Origin of the sequence: Leptolyngbya sp. GGD, assembly GCF_026735145.1 — a bacterium.
GTDB lineage: Bacteria > Cyanobacteriota > Cyanobacteriia > Leptolyngbyales > Leptolyngbyaceae > Leptolyngbya > Leptolyngbya boryana.
The window spans coordinates 679,712-699,333 of sequence record NZ_JAPQKE010000002.1 but is presented as its reverse complement, the minus strand read 5'-3'; the positions used below and the strand labels follow the sequence as shown (position 1 = coordinate 699,333).

Sequence of the window (19,622 nt, the reverse complement as noted above, 5' to 3'; positions counted from 1 at the left end):
GTTAGGAGACTCGGCGGGTTTCGTAGCGGCGATCGTAGATGAGTTCAAACCGATTGGCGTATTCCTCAATCAGCGCTGTCTGGCGAGTAAAGAACCCGCGAAAGATGCTAACTGCAAACAAGTTAAAGATCGCGACAATCAGTCCTGATGCAGTCGAAACTAGAGCTTCACTGATCCCACCCGTTACGCCTGCGGTTTGGCTCCCGCCAACATTGCCGATGTTCAGCGACGAGAAGGAAACGATTAATCCCGTGACTGTGCCTAGCAATCCAAACAATGGAGATAAGCCCACAATCGTATCGAAGATGTTGGTAAATCGCTTCATTCCTGGCACTTCTGCCTGTGCTTCTGCTTTCATCGCCAAACTAAACTGTTCTGGAGTAGGACGATCAAGCGAGAGTGCCGATAGCAAAATCCGAGCCGCAGGTAGATCAAGGTTCTTTTTCAAAACCGCGATCGCTTCTGCCACATCATTTTCCTGATAGAGCATCAACACGCGCTGCATCATCTTCGGTTGACGTTTGATAATGCGACTCCAATAGCGCGATCGCTCAATGATCAAGCCAATCGCCGTAATGGAAAACAATAGCAAGGGGATCATAACAACCCCGCCTGCTTTCAGAATCTCGATCGCGTTACTCATTCCTAAACTCCAACCTACTCTGATAACTGTTCAAAGGCTTGTGAATGCGAAAAACTGTGCTGAAGCGGCAAAATATTCATAGAGCAGCGTAGAACCAAATGAAACTAATTGTCAAGTATTTTTACCTGCTTGCGGATCTGAAAACCGCCAAATTTTATTTGAAAACAGGCATTCTTAGAGTATGATTTCATTCTTGATCAACCATTGACAGATGTTAGGCGAGCTACTAGCCTGAGATCAGAAAAATCATCTGATGCAATTTATTGTCAATATTTTATGAGCATTGTTCCAGAAATCGCCGAGCAGCGTCAGAAAGAAGCACTAGGACTGAAGCGGTTTTTGCCCTTTAGTTTTACGGGCGCGATCGCATTGCATCTTATCTTGATCCCGTTGTTGGTGATGTTTTGGAAACCAAATTTAGAAGCGACGATTGCAGAACAAGAAATTGAAATCATTGCTGAGGATCAACCTGATGAAGCTCCCCCTGAAACAGATGCTTCTACTGATGTAGAAGCAGGAGGGAGTGGAGGTGGTTCAGAACAGTTCTCACTCTTTAACCCAAATCCTAGTACCCCTCCACCGAATGAAATTGCACAAGTGATCCCCGAACCTGTTCTTGTGCCTGCTCCGACCGTAGAGCCAGAAATTATAGAACCGACTCCCGTTCCTGATCCAACTCCGACTCCTGTACCGAGTCCAACGCCAAGTCCAACGCCAAGCCCAACACCAAGCCCAACACCGACTCCTGTACCCAGTCCAACTCCGACCCCTGCACCCAGTCCGAGTCCAACGCCGAGTTCAACCCCGGCTCCGAGCACCTCTGCAAGCCCTGCATCGAGTCCAACGACCTCACCCACCACACAAGCAAGCAAGCAAACGCCTGGAACTAGCACCGGAATCGGCAATGGAACTGGCAATGGAACTGGCAATGGCACGGGTAACGGGATCGGAAATCGGGGTACGGGTAACGGGATCGGCAATGGCACGGGTAACGGAACTGGCAACAGTACAGGCTCCGGACAGCAAGGTCGCCCGAGTCCTTCACCTCAACCTGTTGCGATTCGCCAAGCTCCGCCGCGTGAAGACTCTGACCCGTCCGCTCGTTCTCGCCGCAATCGTCCAAAGTGCAAAAACAACTGCGGCTTAGATGAATATCTTGGGGCAGAAGGTTCAGCCCGATTTGATTTTGATGTTGATAAAGATGGCAATGTGACCAATGTCCGCTTGAGACAATCGAGCGGGAATGCAGAAGTCGATCGTAAAGCGGAAGAAGCCATTCGTCGGCGCAGATATGAAGCTTCAGAAAGTGGTTTTCAAGGTCAACGCATTCGCGTCACCTCTGAACAAGAAGGCTCCGATTTCCAGCGGCAAAATGCTAGTCGTCGTCGCCAAGAAGAACAAGAGCGCGCAGCACAAGAAGCAGAACGCGCGGCACAAGAACGCTTAGAGCGAGAGCGTATTCAACGCGAAGCCCAACAGCAACAACCCCCTGCTTCTGCAACTGAACCCATCCAACCACCCCCAACGACTTCACCCTCTCCGACTCCTGCTGCTCCATCCCCTGAACCCGCACCTGTAGAGGCTCCACCTGTAGAAGTTCCACCCCCCGAACCCGCTCCCGCAGAAGCCCCGCCTGTAGAGGCTCCACCCCCCGAACCTGTTCCAGAAGCCCCGCCCGTAGAAGCTCCACCCCCCGAACCTGCTCCCGCAGAAGCCCCGCCTGCGCAACCGCCTGCGGAGCCGTCCACACCATAATTGATGAGATAAGTTATGGGACTACTTTGTTCGCTTGACTAGAATCAACCACAAAAAATAAGGTGTTCCAATCATGGCGGTTACTAGCCCTGAAGGAATCTCTCTAGGCGCGATCGCAGTTCTTCCGATTACATCGGCAAGGCTGACTAGAAGTGCGCCTAAAATTGCAACTAAAGGGACAAGTTGACGGTAACGACCTCCAACTAACAGCCGACCTGCATGAGGTGCAATCAATCCCACAAAGCTAATTGTGCCAACTGTGGAAACGGCAACGGCTGACAGAACCACTGCGATCGCAATCATGGCTGCACGAACTCGTTGCAGAGACATTCCTAGAGTTCGAGGCACATCTTCTCCTAGCGCCAAAACATCTAATCGGCGCGCAAACAACCATACGATCGGCAAGAGTAAAACAGGTAAGACGATCAATCGCCACAGTTCATCCCACTGGCGAGCGTAAGTACTCCCTGACAGCCACACGATCGCTTGTGCAACTCGTAATTTCGCTAGGACTATTAGCACGTTGATCCCAGAAGAACAAAATGCAGAAACGGCGACCCCAACAAGTGCTAACCTCGCTGGCAGTACTCCTTTTTTCCAAGATAGTAAGTAGACCAAGCTAAAAGCACTGACAGCCCCAACGATTGCAGCCAATGAAAGACTCTCAGGAGTCGCATTGGGAACGAAAACCAGAACAATCATTGCTCCTAATCCTGCCCCTGATGTTACGCCAACGATTTCAGGCCCGGCTAACGGATTTCGCACGACTCCTTGAAGCAGCAATCCACTCACCGCTAATGTTGCACCTGCAACCATCGCAACTAACAATCGAGGTAAACGAAGATTTAAAATCACGGTTTGAGATAAGGCAGTGCCTTGACCGGATACCAGATCGATGAGTTGGTCAACACCGATCGTGCGATTGCCGAGTAGGAGTCCTGCGATCGCAATAATGAATAGTAGCCCCATCAAACCCGATAGCAACACCGGATAGGAGAACCGATGGGGAGAAGTTTGCTGCTGAGTAGAGATAGAAGGCGTATCACCTCCTAATTGTTTTGACGTAGAAGCCAGCCAAATGAGGAAAGGAGCACCGATGAGCGCGGTAATACTTCCGGTTGGGAGATCGTTCAAGTTGGTGGTCAAACTTTGAGCAATAATGTCTGCTCCCACTAACATAATTGCGCCCCATAGTGCCGCACCGAGCAGTAATAATTTGTGTTTTCGACATCCCATGAGTTTGACCATATGTGGAGCAACAAGCCCCACAAAGCCAATCGGGCCGGATATACTGACGACGATCGCGGCTAAGAATACAGCTAGCAAGGTACTGAAGATACGGGTGAGTTGGACTGTGTTACCGAGCGATCGCGCGACTTCTTCCCCCAGAGACAACACATCTAAGGATCTTGCCATTCCCAGTAATAAAATTGCGGCAATTGTGACTCTAGGAGCAGCATACTGAACTTTACTCCAGTCAATTTGAACTAAAGAACCTGTTCCCCAGAAGAATAAATCACTGGTTTCATTTTCGTAGATGAGTTGTAGAGTAGCAGTGAAGGCAGACAATGCGAGAGAGACTGCTACTCCTGCAAGTGTTAGGCGGATTGGAGTGGCTCTGACTGCTCCTGCGATCGCATAAGCTAAACTTGCAGCAAATAATCCCCCAACTAAAGCGATCAGTGTGGGTGAGATTGAAAATAATCCAGGTGAAAAGATGACAGCCAGCGTAACAGCAAGATAAGCACCTGCATTAATTCCGAGAGTCGCAGGTGAAGCTAAGGGATTACGAGTCATTGTTTGTAAAACAGTGCCTGCCATTCCCAAAGCGGCTCCTGCAAGAATGCCAAGTGTGGCGCGAGGCAACCGAAGATAGCGAACAATGTTGTGTTCGGGCGTATCATTGGGTGAAAAAATAGCCTCGATCACGGTAGCAAGATCTAAGTTTGCTTGTCCTTGGGTAATGTGAATCATGAATAGCACCAGCAACAGCATGGTTCCTAAACCAAAGACCTTAAGAGGTGAAACGATTTGAATCTTCATTTTTCAGTGAGTGTAGCAGTCACTTTTTCAACCAATAATTGAGCGCTTTTAGGGCCGCCAAACACCCAAGTTTCTGCGCCAATAGGGTACAACCGTTGCTCCTGGACAAACTTTAATCCTTTCCAGACTGGATTCTCCCACAATTGCTTGAGGTGAGTGTTATTCTCTCCAGCAATGTAGAGAAAGCTTGCTTGCTCAATTTTGGGGAATGCTTCAATTCCGACAGTATTGAACCCGAAGCGATCGAGTTGTCCTTTCCACGCATTTTTTAATCCAATCTGGTTGAGGATTTGTACTGCCATTGCATTATCTGTGAATAGCCGAATCTGGGGAGTCGCTTCGTTGAACTGCCCTAGAATAAAAGAGCGCGTGTTTTGCTTTGAAGAACGCAGACGATCGCTGGCTGCCTGAAAAGTATCTTGCATTTGACGTAACACCGTTTCACCAGCTTCCCGCCGATCGACTCGTTGTGCGATCGCTCTAAACGTCTGTTGCATCTCATCAAACTGGGACAGAGTATTAGAGTCTGGATAAGGATTAAAGAGCTGTGTTGGCGCGATCGCGGATAAAGCATCGTAGATCGTCTCATGCCGGAGTTGAGTGCCGATGATCAGATCGGGTTGGAGTTGAGAGATCGCTTCTAAACTCGGTTCTTGACGAGTACCCACATCTACCACGGATTCTGCTAGCTTTGGTTCTATATCTACAAAGGTTTTGTAGCCTCGAATGTCTGCGACTCCGATCGGTTGAATTCCTAATGCCAAGAGATTTTCGACATACACCCATTCGAGCGCGACAATACGGCTTGCAGTTGTTGAGATGTTGGAGCGAGATTGATTTTGGCGTGTACAAGAAGCTACGGCGGCAGAAGCTAGCGCTGTAACAAGAAACTGCCGCCTACTAAACTGAGACATTGACTTCTCCCCGAATTCTAGTCAAACTACTCTGCTACGTGATGGATTAAACACGTTACTACTCTCTTTTCTTGAGAATTAATGTGATCTATTCTGATCTGACTCTAAATCACTCACTTCGTTAGGTTAACGAGCAAAAATGGCATAAAAACAATCTTGGAACATGTAATAATCGGCTGAGACTTCATAATTATTGAGAATTAATATGAATAGTATCTCAAAACAAGCTAAAATCTTCGAGAGACTAAACAACCAAATTTGTTGAAGTTCCTACCGTCTAAGTTTCTATCAAAGTTTGTGGCGATCAAAATGGACATCGTGACGCAAGGCGAATTCAATGATCTGTGGCAAGCTGCACTAGAAGCAGATCAAGTTTGGACGTGGCAAGGTCACGAAGGACTGCGCCAATTACCGCAAGCATTGGGGCAAGGGCAAAGACGATTAACGGTTTTCCGAGAAGGATTTCAGCTCTGGTTGGATAACGTGATCTACGATCGACCCATTCATTTAGATTATGTGTATCAACTTCCTCAGCTTACGCTAACGTTTTATCTATCCGGTGATTTTCGGATTGTGAATCCTGGTTTAGCGAAAGAGGAAGATCGCTCTGAAGAGAATGGAGAAAGCTGTATCTGCTATCTTCCTGATGTTCGATCGATCGAATATTATCCAGCCCAAAAACCGCTACAACGCCTAACATTGAGTGTCGGTCTTGAATTTTTACGATCGTACGCTCTCGATCAAACATTTCCCCTCCTGATTCGGCGACTCTTAGACGGACAGCCGATTGCTCCCTTTCACCAAACCTTTGGGATTGCGGCTCGTACCATTCAACCCATGATTCAGCAGATTTTGTCTTGTTCCTATCAAGGTGCATTGCGGCAGATGTTTTTAGAAAGTAAATCTCTGGAACTGCTAACCTTACAGCTTGCACGTTGGGCAAAAGATGAACAACAACCCATACCATCAACAGCCTGGAAATCTCAGGATTTGGAAAAGCTTGAGCGGGCAAAAGAGATTCTACAATGCTCGATCGAATATCCTCCTTCACTGGTCGATTTAGCGCAACAGGTTGGATTAAATGACTGCAAACTCAAACAGGGCTTTCGTCAGCTCTTCGGAACGACAGTGTTTGGCTATCTGAGAGCTTGCCAGATGGAACGAGCCAAACAATTGTTGAGAGAAAGTGATCTTTATATTACGGACATTGCTGCCAAGGTTGGTTACAGCAGCTTACCTGCTTTCAGTAACGCATTCTACAGACAAGTTGGAATGAGTCCACACAAATTCCGACGCAGTTGAATCGCAGTTTATTTAATCGAGATTCAATCACTATTTATTGCAAATATTGCTCCGTTTTGATTAAGTCAGCTCCCGATTGCGTAAGACTTTTTCTAGCGACTTTGATAAGCTAATTTTTAGCTCACTATTAGAACTAAATCCTAATAAGAGCGCACTAAAGTTTTGTGTGAGGCGGTATGAATCGGGCGTTGTGGTACTCTAGTTTTCCGCTGTTTTGGTTAGTGTTTCAGTCAACTGCGATCGCAGAATCTCCAGTGAAACGGCTTCAAGAATTTGAGCAGGTTTCTCGATCGGCAACACTACTATCGCAGTCTTCTGAAGAACTCCAAACCGATAGGATTCAGATTACAGATGTACGATTCGTGCCCACTGCAACCGGGGTTGATGTTGTTCTGGAGGCTGTAAAACCCCTAGCCCAACCTGTGTTAACAACAAGCGATCGGACTCTCATTGCTGAGTTTGAGAATGCAGTTTTAGCACTTCCTCAAGGTCAAACCTATCAGGTAGACGCTCCAGCAGAAGGCATTCAGCGAGTCACTGTTCAATCGATCGCCCCGAATCGGGTACAAGTAAGCATCACGAGCACAAACGAGACTCCGACCGCAACAATCCGAGCAAGCCAAGCTGGAATTACACTGGCGATCGTCGCACCAACCGAAACAGCAGAAGACGAAGAAGAAGTTGTCGTGACAGCCACTCGAACTCAGGAAACCCGTCGCGATGTTCCCCAATCGATTACAACGATCGATCGGAATCAACTTCAGCAACAGTTTGCAGTCTCTCGTGATGTTTCTGATGCGTTGAGCAAACTCGTTCCGGGACTTGCGCCACCCAACGAGCGAAACAATATTTTTGGGCAAACATTACGAGGACGGAACGTTACTGTTTTAATTGATGGGATTCCTCAAGCAACGACCCCTAATGTTTTTCGGGATTTGCAAACGATCGATCCGAGTATCATCGAACGGATCGAAGTGCTGCGCGGTGCAACGGCTCTTTATGGAGATGGTGCAACCGGAGGTGTGATCAATCTCATTACTCGCACTCCTGCCCAGAATCGGCTCACAGCTACGACCGAAATTGGAGTCAATACATCGCTGACGGGATCAGAAAATGCTTGGGGTCAAACCGTGCAGCAAACCTTCTCCGGAACAGAAGGGAATGTTGGCTATGTGCTCAGTGCTGGAATCGCTAACATTGGTAGCTTTCTTGATGCCAATGGCGATCGTATTGCACTCGATCCGACTGGACAAGGAGGACTATCCGATGCAGATTCGATCAATTTATTTGGCAAGTTCGTTTACACGCCAGACCAAAATCAACGCTTAGTGCTGTCAGCCAGTCGTTTTGAATATCAACAAGATCCCGCATTTACAAGTGATCCGATCGTCGCTCGCCTAGCAGGTCGTCAACGAGCGCGAGTTCTAGAGGGGCTTAATCTTGAAGATGAACCCGGAACTAAAAACTCGATTTTCAATTTGGAATACACTCATCAAAATGTTTTGGGGAGTCGAGTACGTGGACAAATCTACTATCGGGATGTTCTAGCGCGCTTCTTTCCCTTCGATGCTCGCAACACTGCAAGCTTAGGGCGTTTGATTTTTCAGTCAAGAGTTGAATCTCAACGATTCGGAACTCGTTTTGATGTTGAAACTCCACTCACAGCAAACAAAGCCGTAAACTTACTCTGGGGGCTGGATTTTAGTCATGAAAATTCTCGGCAGCCTGTATCGTTTTTTGATCCCGCCACCTTCGACAATAGCAATGGCTTAGCATTTCGGAAGTTAGGCGATCGCACTTGGACACCACCAATTACAACGAATAGCTTAGGATTATTCGGACAACTCGAAGCGCGACTCAACGATCGTCTCCTTGTGCGGGGAGGAATCAGACATGAACGGGCTGCGGTGAGTGTCGATGACTTTGCAACGATTGCAAATAATTCGGTCACAGGCGGCAAGGTGAACTATGATGAAACCTTATTTAATCTGGGTACCGTTTATCGAATTACGCCAGAACTCAGTGCATTTGCTAGTTTTTCTCAAGGCTTCTCACTTGCCGACATTGGACGAGTTTTAAGAGCCGCACCCAACAATTTCCAGTTCGAGCGAGTGCGACCTGAACCCCAAAAAGTGAATAACTATGAAATTGGTCTGCGTGGAGAATGGAGCAACGTTCAAGCCTCGATTTCGGGCTTCTATAGTACCTCAAACCTAGGGACTACATTCGCTGCCAGTTTTGTTGACATCATCCGTGCTCCTGAACAAATTTATGGCGTAGAAGCAACCTTAGATGTGCAGCCCAGCCGAAACTGGAATCTAGGACTAACTGCAAGTTTAGCAGAAGGTCGGATTGATGCGAACAATGATGGGGATTACGAAAACTTCCTAGATGGTTTTCGCATTCCACCTTTGAAGCTCACAGCTTATGTAGAAAATGAAACGCTTCCAGGCTGGCGCAATCGTTTACAACTGCTGTACTCTGGTACTCGCAACCAGTTCAACAATAGTAATGCGTTTGGTCGTCAGGCAGTCAACGATTACATCACTGTAGATTTTGTCAGTCAGATCAAAGTCGGAAGCGGCACTCTACAGGTTGCGATCGAGAACCTATTGAATGCAGATTACTTCCCAGTCGTTTCTCAATTGCAAACGAACGATACCCAATACTTAGCAGGGCGCGGGCGATCGCTCAGTGTGCGCTATGGTTTCACCTGGTAGCAAATTTTGATGCTAGAACGATTGAGTCATTGAACGCTCAGTCGTTCTAGCGACGAAGTGATGCAGGATTATTACGAAAAACATGTGCGATCGCGCTAGAGCTTACGATCGCGCAATATTTTTTGCTTTCTGGCTAATTGGAACACACATGGGCGTTCCTGCGATCGGATCGCTAAAGATCTGGCAGTCTAAATCAAATACCGCCCGTACAATCTCTGCGGTCATCACAGATTGAGGATCTCCGGCTGCAAAAATTCGCCCTGCTTGAACTGCGACGAGGTAATCTGCATACCGACAAGCCTGATTGAGATCATGAAGTACCATCACGATCGTTCTTCCTTCCTGCTGATTTAGGTCATACAGCAAATCTAAAATTTCAATCTGATGGGCTAAGTCTAAAAATGTTGTTGGCTCATCTAGCAGCAGAATTTCAGTATCTTGCGCGAGTGCCATTGCAATCCAAGCGCGTTGGCGTTGTCCACCGGAGAGCGTATCTAATGCACGATCGGCAAATTGGGTTAAATCCGTAATCTCTAATGCACGCTGAACAATCTTTTCATCCTGAGGAGACCACTGTTGCAGCCAATTTTGATACGGATAGCGTCCTTGAGCCACCAGATCTTTGACCGTGAGTCCTTCAGGAGCAACCGGATTTTGCGGCAGTAATCCTAGCTGTTGCGCGACTTCTTTTGTAGGTCGTTGAAAAATTGACTTGCTATCTAAGTACACTGCCCCGCTCACAGGCTTCAACAACCTGGCTAATCCACGTAGAAGCGTGGATTTACCACATCCGTTTGCGCCAATTAAAGCGGTGATCTTGCCAGTAGGAATCGCAAGAGTTAAATCCTGGACAATCACTGTTCCGTCATAAGCAAGAGAAAGATCGCGAGCTATCAGTGTCGCAGGATTTGACATGAGAAAAATTGTCATTAAATTGAACTAAGTCTGATTTAATCAGAATTTTGCTCTTTTGTGAACCCGGTCAATCAGGCAAGTGCTCGGAGCGCCTGATTATAATTTTACCCCTGTATACTTGCCATTAATTCTTAGCTATGGCAGCGCGCATGTGTCGAGTTATCACAAAAGCTCAAGAATAGAGCCTGTCCTGTTTGACATAGATATATTGTTTGATGTGGGTTGTAAGAGTCTGCGGCAAATTCATCGACTTCATGCTGAATCGTTCTAATTCGCGCTCATCCTCAGCAAGCGAGCAAATCGTGAGTGCGCTTGCTGGGTTAACGTTTCGCGATCGCCATATTCGACAATTTTTCCTTGTTCCAGCATCAAAATCTGATCTACGCGTTGGAGTGTGGGTAAGCGATGCGCAATAATGATTCCTGTCCGATGTTCAAGCAGTCGATCCATTGCTCCTTCAATCATTTTTTCAGTCTGCGGATCTAGCCGAGAAGACGCTTCATCTAGAATTACGAGACTAGGATTCTTCAGAAAAACACGCACTAATGCAAGTAACTGCGCCTGTCCTGCGGATAGACCTGTGCTATCTGCTCCCAATTGAGTGTTTAGCCCATCCGGCAGCGATCGTAACCATGGTGTTAATCCTAATAATTCAAGCGTTTCTAAAATGTAGGCATCTGAGATTTGATCATTGAAAAAAGTAAGATTATCCCGTACACTCGCTTGAAAGATCTGCACATCTTGTGTTACTAATCCGACTCGCGATCGCAGGTCTGAAAGTGAGAGATCAGCGATCACACAATCTCCCAAACGAATCTCACCGGATTGAATGTCATATAGTCTTAGCAGCAACCGAGCGATCGTACTTTTACCGCTGCCTGTATGCCCTAATATTCCAAGGATTTTCCCGGCTGGAAGGTGAAATGATAGATTGTGCAATGTCCAATTCTCAGACTCATATCGAAAGTAGACTTGCTTAAAAGAAATCGCACAAGCACCGGAACTTAAAACAGCCTGCCCACAATGTTTTAACACTGCCTCTATGTTGAGCAACTGATGAATCCGCTGAATACTTGCTTCAACCTGTTGGAGTTGCTCAAGTTCTTCTCGAATTCGTTCGATTGGCTTTGCGAGAAGGTTTGTATAGTGAAAAATGAGATAAGCTGTTCCGATCGTAATCGCATTTCTCGACCAAAGATAAGCAGAGAGAAATAGCGCGATCGCATTGCCAATCGTAAATAATCCCACGCTGGTAAACCATAGGACTGTGCTAGCAAATCTCGCTTTTTGATAAACCGGAAGCCAGCGTTGCAGCAGTTCATAAAAGCGAAACATCACATAATTCACAGCCCCATTTGCGCGAATGTCTTCTCGTCCAGCAATGTGTTCTCCAATCGTGCCATAGTACTCAGCACTAATTTGGCGATACTCTGCCCAGGGCGCGATCGCGATTGATCTTTGTGCCAATAGCGCAATCAGAGCCACGATCGCAAAAGCCGTCAAGCTCATTCCTGCTAGCTGATTCTCAAAACACAAAACAATGAGAATTCCAAACAGAAGTAGACTGTTACCGAGTACATGAATTACTAGCTCAGAAAAGAATTTAGAAAGTAGATTCACATCCCCATCAATTCTTTCAAGCATTTCTCCGGGCGTGTGTGCTTTGTGAAAAGATAGATCCAATCGCAGACAATGTTCTGCTAAATCCACTCGAAGTGCATTTGTTGCCGTCCATGCGACAATTTCGCTGAGAAAGGTTGCCGCGATCTCAGTGCCTTGCGTGAGAAGCGCGATCGCAATAAACGCGATCGTTGCAGTCAGTAAAGCTTGCTGCGATCCGCCTTGCACAGCAGTATCAATAAAGTAACCCAGAATTTGAGGATTGATGATTTGGAGTGCAATACTGGTGAGCAGTGCGATCGCTAATCCCAAAACGCGCTTCCATTGAGGCATGAGATAGTCAGCGAGCAGGAGTTTGTATTGTTGAAGAGCATTCTGCATCGTCGCACTAACGGAACAGCCAAAAAGAACACAGCATAGTCTACCGTGTTGAGATCGCGACAGAAAGATGATTTTGACTGCTAACGGGAGTTTTTTGGCTCCTAAACGGATTTTCTAAACCAGATTTAGGAGAACTGCCTTATACGAGTTATGCATTGAGTATGATCGCAATTGGGCTTTGTGTCTATTTCTCCCTCAGATTTTTTCGACTGCAATCGCCGCTACTTTGCAGTCTTTTTCTGACAAACTATTTGACAATAATTTGCATTTAACTCTACACTAACCTGTACAAATTCTGCTGACTGTTTCAAACCTACAGACGTTCACTGCGGTTTAGATTCATGCCTCTGCTCATTTCTGCTGATGATGTACCTCTCATTAGTCCAACGACCCGCGAATTAAGCCTTGACAATCCTGAATGTGGCAGGGTTTACCGATGGGATAGTAATTTATGCGAAGGACTCAATCTGTTAGTAGATGACTATCAACTGGTCGAGGATTTGGTTGTAGAGTATTCCGCCAGCGATCGCAGTGCTGAACCGGAGTTGGAATTGAGCTTTTGCTTACTGGGAACGAATCGAAATGAAGGAATTCGGGCTGGACAAAATTTTTTGAGTATCTCCTGGGATGTCTTTGATGGCAGCATGATGCGGTGGAAAGGGGGCGATCGCATTCTCAAGTTTGACATCCATTTTAGTTTGACATTCTTGCAGCGTTTGGTAGAAGAAGACTTTGGCTTGCTGCCGATCGATTTAGTGCAAGTCTTGCAAGAACCGAGCGATCGCGAGTTTTGGCAGATGGGGAAGACGACTCCTGAAATGCAGACGACACTGCGGCAAATTCTGGATTGTCCGTATCAGGGCGTAACGCGCAAAATGTATTTGGAAGCCAAAGCGATCGAACTGATTGCAATGCGTCTCGCAACACTAGGTGAGCCATTGAAGCCGATCCCCCAAGCTCCCCTCAAATCAGACGAGATTGACCGAATCTATTGGGCAAGAGATATTCTGCTAGAACAACTGAGTGATCCTCCTTCGCTGCTGGAGTTAGCTCGTCAAGTTGGGCTGAATGACTATAAATTGAAGTCCGGGTTTCGAAATTGTTTTGGTACAACGGTCTTGGGCTATTTGCAAGCGGAGCGGATGAAATTAGCGCGATCGCTGTTGATTGATTCTGCGATGCGGGTGAAGGATGTCGCAGAGGTTCTGGGATATTGCAAAGCAAGTCAGTTTTCAGACGTGTTCAAACGGCATTTTGGCAGCACTCCCAAAGTGTATCAGCAGCAGTGTGGAGTCGTCAGTCTAGCCCGCTGATCCGGATTTGGGTCGAAAATAATCCGAATTTGGGAGTTTTTTGCTTTCGGCATAAACTCCTACTTCGGTATGTTATTGAGAGTGATTCCTGCTAAAACGAGTTCAGGTGCAGCAGCGATCTGACATGTTCTTATGGTGTGAGTTATGAAGTTACAGTTATTGGCGATCGCTGGGTGGAGTGTTGTTTCAATCTTGGCAACACCTCAGTTTGTTCGTGCATCCGAGAAAATCGATCCGAATCCACGTCAACCTGCACAAAGTGTGATGGAGTGGATGGCTCAAATTGAAGCGGCGACGGTGCAGGTGAATGCGGTAAAACTAGAGCGCAGTGAGAATGAACTTGATATTATCCTCGAAACCGCAGAGGGGGAACCGTTTCAAATCGGTGCGATTCGTGCAGAGCGCGATCGCTTAATTGCTGAAATTCCGAATGCAATCTTGGCATTACCAGAAGGACAGAGCTTTCAAGCAGAAAACCCAACAGCAGATATTGCCTTGGTTCAGGTTATCCAAGAGAGTAATCAAATTCGAGTGTTCGTCATCGGTAAGAATGCTCTGCCTCAAACGCTCGTTACTTTGAGAACAGGACAGCAGAGCTATGCCCTGAACGAAGAAGAAGAATCCGAAGAAGAAGAAGTGGTCGTGACCGCCACTCGGACAGAGGAAGGGGTGCAGAATGTTCCGCGATCGGTCACAGTGGTCACTCGTGAACAAATTCAGGCACAGTCTAACGTCAATCGAGATTTGACTTCGATTCTTGGCACCTTAGTTCCGGGCTTAGGGGCAAGTTCCGAAGCTCAGCAAAGTTTTACGCAAACGCTGCGGGGCAGGCAGCCGCTCGTTTTGATTGATGGTGTGCCAATTAGCTCGAACATTGATAACGATACTTCTGTTGCGAACCTTCGCCGGATTGACATTGCCTCAATCGATCGAGTAGAAGTTGTGCGCGGACCTAGCGCAATCTATGGAGATGGCGCAGCCGGTGGTGTAATCAACATTATTACTCGACGCGCGGGTCAGAATCAGATTGTCTCGACTGCGGAAATTGGAGTGCGTTCTGTCGGCAATCTGCGATCCGGGAGTTTTGGCAACCTGCTTCAGTACGGCTTCTCTGGACAACAGGGTAAGGTCGATTTTGCAGCTTCGATTACTCGCGATAGTTTTGGGACACCATTTGATGCAGAAGGCGATCGTCCACCAATCTTTGCAGACTCCGAAGCGAATAGTACTTCGGTGAATCTATTTGGAAAATTAGGAGTTCAGATCGATCCACAACAGCGCTTCCAGATTACAGCGAACTACTTCAACGATGCCCAAAGCCAGAATGGAGACTACGATCTGACTGTCGGCGAGATCCCTGGGATTCAGAAGGCGCGGTTTCTAGATAGACCTGTTGAGTTTATTGATTCTACCGATCCATTTAATCGGGGAACGCTCTTTCAATTTGACTATCGCCACGATCGAGTGCTGAATAGTAAATTGCAGGCGCAAGTCTACTATCGAGAAACCAAAACCGCAGCCTCTCTGTTTGATAACCGCGTCTTTGATGCAGATAGTCCATTAGCACTTGGGCGATCGGTGGTCACATCAGAGCGATTTGGCGGACGATTGCAGCTAGAAACGCCCTTAGCTTCTAATCTAAGTCTGCTTTGGGGTGCAGACTACTCTAGCGAAGATAGCGAAGGAAATTACGATGTCTTTGATGTCGATGAGTTTGATAGCAGTGGCGGGAGAAGAGCGCGGAGAATTGGCTCAGCGATTCGGATTGCACCCTTTACGATTAAAAATCTGGGACTCTTTTCTCAACTTCAATGGGATGTGAGCGAAAAGCTTTCTCTCAGCGGTGGCGTGCGCTACGACAATTTTAATGTTTCTGTCGTCGATAATTGGATTGATGGCGAAACTGGATTTGCAGCCCAAGGTGGAGACAAGACGCTCAGTGATGTTGTGTTTAATGCAGGGATTGTCTATAAGCTCACTCCGCAAGTGAGTTTATTTACGAACTTTGCTCAAGGGTTTTCTCTTCCAAATCTGTCCCGAATTTTACAGCAACCCGCAGCAGGGTTTAATTTTGCTGAAGATGTAACGTTATCTGCACCGCAAAAAGTCGATAGCTATGAACTAGGAATTCGCGGTCGGTGGAGGAATGTTCAAGCCTCTCTGGCTGGATTTTATAGCTATTCGAGTTTAGGGACAACCGTCGAATTTACAGATATTGGCGACGAGTTTCGAGTGATTCGTTCTCCTCAGCGCAACTATGGGGTAGAACTCGCGGTGGATTGGCAGCCTAGCGATCGCTGGAAACTGGGTGGCACGTTGACCTGGAGTGAAGGAGAACGCGAAGATCCAGAAACACGAGAATTCTTTGCCATTACCGGATACGAAGTCTCGCCGCTAAAGCTCTCTGCTTATCTTGAGAATGAAACTTTACCCGGCTGGAACAATCGACTTCAGGCAGTCTATATCGGTCGCCGTAACCGCGCCTTTAATGCAGGCATTGATCCAGTTGGGATCGAGAGCTATCTAGTCGTTGATCTGATCAGCAGCCTCAAATTAGGCAATGGAACGCTGAGTTTGGGGGTGAAAAACCTCCTCAACAATCAATATCTCAATATTGGAAATCAACTCAGTGCAGGGTTTGATGATTCTTTTGGGGCTGCTTCTAGAGGACGAGCGTATACGCTAACCTATCGCTGGAGTTGGTAATGCGTCATATTCTGCGATCGCTGGGATTGTTTTTTCTGGTCGCAATGCTGATTGCCTGCCACCCTCATGTTCTGCACAATGCACCGCAGTCGGTAATTTCAAACAATTGTCGTAACGTCGAACATGAGGGTGGTCGGACTCAAATCTGTGGCAAACCTCAGAAGGTCGCCATTCTTGAACCCAAGTTACTGAGTATGGCGTTAGCACTCGGCGTTCAGCCGATTGCTTATGCTGATTACTATCTTGTACGATCGCCCCGGTTCGATAATCCGAGCCAGCAAATCCCCTATGCGGGTCAATTTGTGACCAGTCAACCGATCAACCTAGGCAATCGCGATACGCCTTCTCTAGAACTTCTGAAGTTACTCAAACCGGACTTGATTTTGGATGTCAGTTGGCGGAAAAATCCATTGCTGTCAACGATCGCGCCAACCATTTCGATCGACATCGAAAAGACTTGGCAAAGTAATCTCAAAATCGTCGCTCAAGCGCTCGATCGCGAGAAAAACGTTGAAGCTGTTTTAACTTCCCATCAGCAAGCCCTCGATCGAGTCCGAACTCAATTGTCTTCATTGGTTGAAACTCATCCCAAGGTTTTGAGTGTGATCACCAGTCCGACGATGGATCACATCAGTCTGGATTACGAAGGTAACGCGATCCAGTTGCTACAAGAAATCGGCTTTCAACCTGTGGCTCCCTCCACGATTGATCCCTCATCGGCAGAACGGAGCCAAATTGATTTAGAAACCCTCGCTCAAATTGATGCGGATATCATTTTTGTCAATAGTTGGCTACCTTGGGATGGTCGATCGACCTATAACGTCTCTTTCCAAAATCTCCAGCGCAGGTGGGCAAATCAACCTCTACTCCACGCTTCGCAAGCCTGGAAAGAAAAGCGCATTTACTTCGTAGACTATTACCTCTGGATTGGTACAACAATGCCACCCATCGCTAACTTTCTGATTTTGGAACAACTGCCATCTCTTTTGCTCACCCCGAATCCAAGTCTATGAATTAACGCTCTTTTTCTTCTGCAAAGCCGACAATTTGATTCACTAACGACTTCTCTGTGCGTACTTTTATTATTCTCTGGTTGGGTCAGCTTGTCTCAACGATCGGGACTTACATGACCGGATTTGCTCTCGAACTGTGGACTTGGGAACTCACTGGTTCTGCAACTCCTCTCGCTTTGATGGGCTTCTTTTTCCAAGCTCCTCGCATTCTGATTAACTTGGTTTCTGGCGTAATTGTCGATCGCTTTAACCGCAAATCTCTAATGATTCTCGGAGATACGATCGCTGTTCTCTCTAGCGTGTTTCTCCTTTTACTATCGCTCGCTCACATGTTGCAACTGTGGCATTTATATTTCACAACGGTCATCGTGAGTATTTTCAGCCAACTACAGGAACTCTCGTACTCTGCATCCATTAGCTTACTTGTGCCAGAGCAACAGTATACTCGCGTCAGTAGTATGGGTTCTGCATTGCACTATGGTTCCTTGATTATTGCACCCGCGATCGCAGCTAGTCTTTATCCAATCATCGGCATAAATGGCATTTTAGGAATAGATTGCTTCACGTTTTTGATCGCGCTCGCAACATTACTGCCGCGCCGAATTCCCCAACCCGAGCAAGCTGAGACTCCGGTTGATCTTTGGCAAGATCTGAGTGTGGGCTTTCGGCTTCTCTTGAGTCATCCTCCTTTAAGGAATTTACTACTGCTGACGTTGCCGTTTGGATTTGTGCATGACTTAGGGGAAAATCTCTATACACCAATGGTGCTAGCGAGAACAAGCGGGAGTGCAGCAGTTTTAGGACAAATTGGGATTTCAGCAGGAATTGGCGGAGTCACAGGTGCGATCGCAGTCACACTTTGGGGGGGCTTCCGGCAACCGATACGAGGCGTTCTCGTTTCGATGCTAGGCGCAGGATTGAGCAAAATGACCGTCGGGCTAGGGCGATCGGCGCAGGTTTGGCTCCCGGCGCAGTTCTGCTCGTCTAGTAACTTTCCACTGATGGAAAGCTCCGAAACAGCGATTTGGATGACCAATGTGAAACCAGGAGAGCAAGGCAGAGTGTTTGCTGCAAATTCATTGTTAGGGCAGTGTTTATCCGCGATCGCGGCACTGATTGCAGGACCACTCGGCGATCAGATTGTCGAACCTGCAATGACTTCTTCAACAGGTTTAGTTCGGTGGATGTTTGGTTCTAGCCCTGGATCAGGATTTGCTTTGATTTACACAAGTTGTTCACTAAGTATGATTGCGATCGCACTTTACGGCTTGCACACCCAGTTCAAGGAAGAAGATACTTGAACAGATCGTCGATCACCGCATTTGCCGCTAAAGGACCGCTGCCAATCCAGTAATCTAGAACCTCATAGACCTTTCCCTGCTGTACGGCATGCAGCTTTGACCAGAGCGGATCAGACAACAGGCGCTGGCGGGTTTTACCAATTTTAGAATCAGTCGGGTCAACAATCACAAAAATTGCATCTCCATCGGCTGCATCGAATTGTTCGTTAGAAATTCCGTATTGGATGGGACTGATCCCGCCTTTACGCTGTGTTGCTTCTGTATCAATATCCTGTGAGGCAGGACGAGCGAGGGCTGCGTCTTTGAGAATGCTGCCATTAAAGCCTGAAGTCGTATAGACCGTAATCATTTCAGGATAGAGGTAGACGATCGAGACTTTAGGCGGTTGCGCGTGATCGCCCATTTTCGCTTTGAATTCTGCTAAACGCTGATAGTAGGTCGCCATGACTTGTTCAGCTTGCTGCGATCGCCCCAACGTTCTAGCAACGAAGGTGAACATATCTTTCCACTCACCGCTATGGTTGAATTTGGTTAATACTGTTGGTGCAATGTAAGAAGCTTGGCGGTAAATGGAAGATTGGTAATCATACCCCAGAATTAAGTCAGGTTTCAACGCCAAAATCTTTTCTAGATTCGGTTCACCATTGCTTCCTACACTGAGAATTGAGCCTGCTTGTCGTTTGAGCTGAGGGGATGTTAAATCAACATCGACAGTAGCAATCGGTTGAATCCCTAACGCGATCGCACTCTCCAAACTCAGCGAACCGAGCGTAATCACTCGCTGAGGATGGAGCGGGACACAGGTTTCCCCTGCACTATGTTGGATTAGACGGCACTCTGATGCAGGTTGAGAAGCCGCCAAGGAGCCGCGAGCCTGTGACTGTATCGCAAAGCGATCGGAATTGCAAGCTACAGCCAATACGCTTATAACTAGCCCCAAGCATAAGTAAAAGATACAGTGACCCTGAGGAAAATGCTTCGCAACGCGGTTCATCC

13 protein-coding genes are annotated in these 19,622 nt (G+C 47.1%); 7 read left to right on the top strand and 6 right to left on the bottom strand.

The features are described from left to right. Position 1: 1 nt before the first annotated feature. Positions 2-643, bottom strand: a complete 642-nt coding sequence (locus OU814_RS12080; RefSeq protein WP_017286197.1) for a MotA/TolQ/ExbB proton channel family protein — start codon at positions 641-643, stop codon at positions 2-4. Positions 644-919: 276 nt separating this feature from the next. On the opposite strand from OU814_RS12080, the gene OU814_RS12075 reads away from it, so the two are divergent. Further along, positions 920-2,398, top strand: coding sequence for an energy transducer TonB family protein (locus tag OU814_RS12075; RefSeq protein WP_017286196.1), 1,479 nt, complete (start codon positions 920-922; stop codon positions 2,396-2,398). 21 nt (positions 2,399-2,419) lie between these two features. On the opposite strand, the gene OU814_RS12070 is transcribed toward OU814_RS12075, so the two are convergent. After that, positions 2,420-4,441, bottom strand: coding sequence for an iron ABC transporter permease (locus OU814_RS12070; RefSeq protein WP_268183090.1), 2,022 nt, complete (start codon positions 4,439-4,441; stop codon positions 2,420-2,422). After that, on the bottom strand, positions 4,438-5,355 hold the full coding sequence (locus tag OU814_RS12065) for an ABC transporter substrate-binding protein (RefSeq protein WP_268183088.1): 918 nt from the start codon (positions 5,353-5,355) through the stop codon (positions 4,438-4,440). Before OU814_RS12065 ends, OU814_RS12070 begins: the two co-directional genes overlap by 4 nt. A gap of 309 nt (positions 5,356-5,664) precedes the next feature. Here OU814_RS12065 and OU814_RS12060 point away from each other — a divergent pair, with 309 nt between their 5' ends. Beyond that, on the top strand, positions 5,665-6,657 hold the full coding sequence (locus tag OU814_RS12060) for a helix-turn-helix transcriptional regulator (protein ID WP_268183085.1): 993 nt from the start codon (positions 5,665-5,667) through the stop codon (positions 6,655-6,657). Positions 6,658-6,833: 176 nt separating this feature from the next. Then, entirely contained in the window at positions 6,834-9,377 is a 2,544-nt protein-coding gene (locus OU814_RS12055) for a TonB-dependent receptor domain-containing protein (RefSeq protein ID WP_017286192.1), read from the top strand. Between the two features lie 102 nt (positions 9,378-9,479). Here OU814_RS12055 and OU814_RS12050 read toward each other — a convergent pair whose 3' ends face one another. Together OU814_RS12050 and OU814_RS12045 are read right to left on the bottom strand one after the other, a co-directional pair. Continuing rightward, positions 9,480-10,292 (bottom strand): ABC transporter ATP-binding protein, encoded by an 813-nt coding sequence (locus tag OU814_RS12050; RefSeq protein ID WP_268183082.1) that lies wholly within the window; start codon positions 10,290-10,292, stop codon positions 9,480-9,482. A gap of 267 nt (positions 10,293-10,559) precedes the next feature. Beyond that, positions 10,560-12,293 (bottom strand): ABC transporter ATP-binding protein, encoded by a 1,734-nt coding sequence (locus tag OU814_RS12045; RefSeq protein WP_268183080.1) that lies wholly within the window; start codon positions 12,291-12,293, stop codon positions 10,560-10,562. A 341-nt stretch (positions 12,294-12,634) separates the two neighbouring features. Here OU814_RS12045 and OU814_RS12040 point away from each other — a divergent pair, with 341 nt between their 5' ends. The 4 genes from OU814_RS12040 (at position 12,635) to OU814_RS12025 (ending at position 18,626) form a co-directional block, all read left to right on the top strand. Further along, positions 12,635-13,606, top strand: coding sequence for a helix-turn-helix transcriptional regulator (locus OU814_RS12040; RefSeq protein ID WP_268183077.1), 972 nt, complete (start codon positions 12,635-12,637; stop codon positions 13,604-13,606). Between the two features lie 144 nt (positions 13,607-13,750). Then, positions 13,751-16,312, top strand: coding sequence for a TonB-dependent receptor domain-containing protein (locus OU814_RS12035; RefSeq protein ID WP_268183075.1), 2,562 nt, complete (start codon positions 13,751-13,753; stop codon positions 16,310-16,312). Next, the gene (locus OU814_RS12030) at positions 16,312-17,325 is read left to right on the top strand and encodes an iron-siderophore ABC transporter substrate-binding protein (RefSeq protein WP_268183073.1); all 1,014 of its coding nucleotides are present in this window, start codon (positions 16,312-16,314) and stop codon (positions 17,323-17,325) included. The genes OU814_RS12035 and OU814_RS12030 overlap by 1 nt, the downstream gene beginning before the upstream one ends. 56 nt (positions 17,326-17,381) lie before the next feature. Then, positions 17,382-18,626 (top strand): MFS transporter, encoded by a 1,245-nt coding sequence (locus OU814_RS12025; protein ID WP_268183071.1) that lies wholly within the window; start codon positions 17,382-17,384, stop codon positions 18,624-18,626. Here the strand turns inward: OU814_RS12025 and OU814_RS12020 are convergent. Beyond that, positions 18,607-19,620 (bottom strand): iron-siderophore ABC transporter substrate-binding protein, encoded by a 1,014-nt coding sequence (locus OU814_RS12020; RefSeq protein WP_268183068.1) that lies wholly within the window; start codon positions 19,618-19,620, stop codon positions 18,607-18,609. The genes OU814_RS12025 and OU814_RS12020 overlap by 20 nt on opposite strands. Positions 19,621-19,622 lie beyond the last annotated feature (2 nt).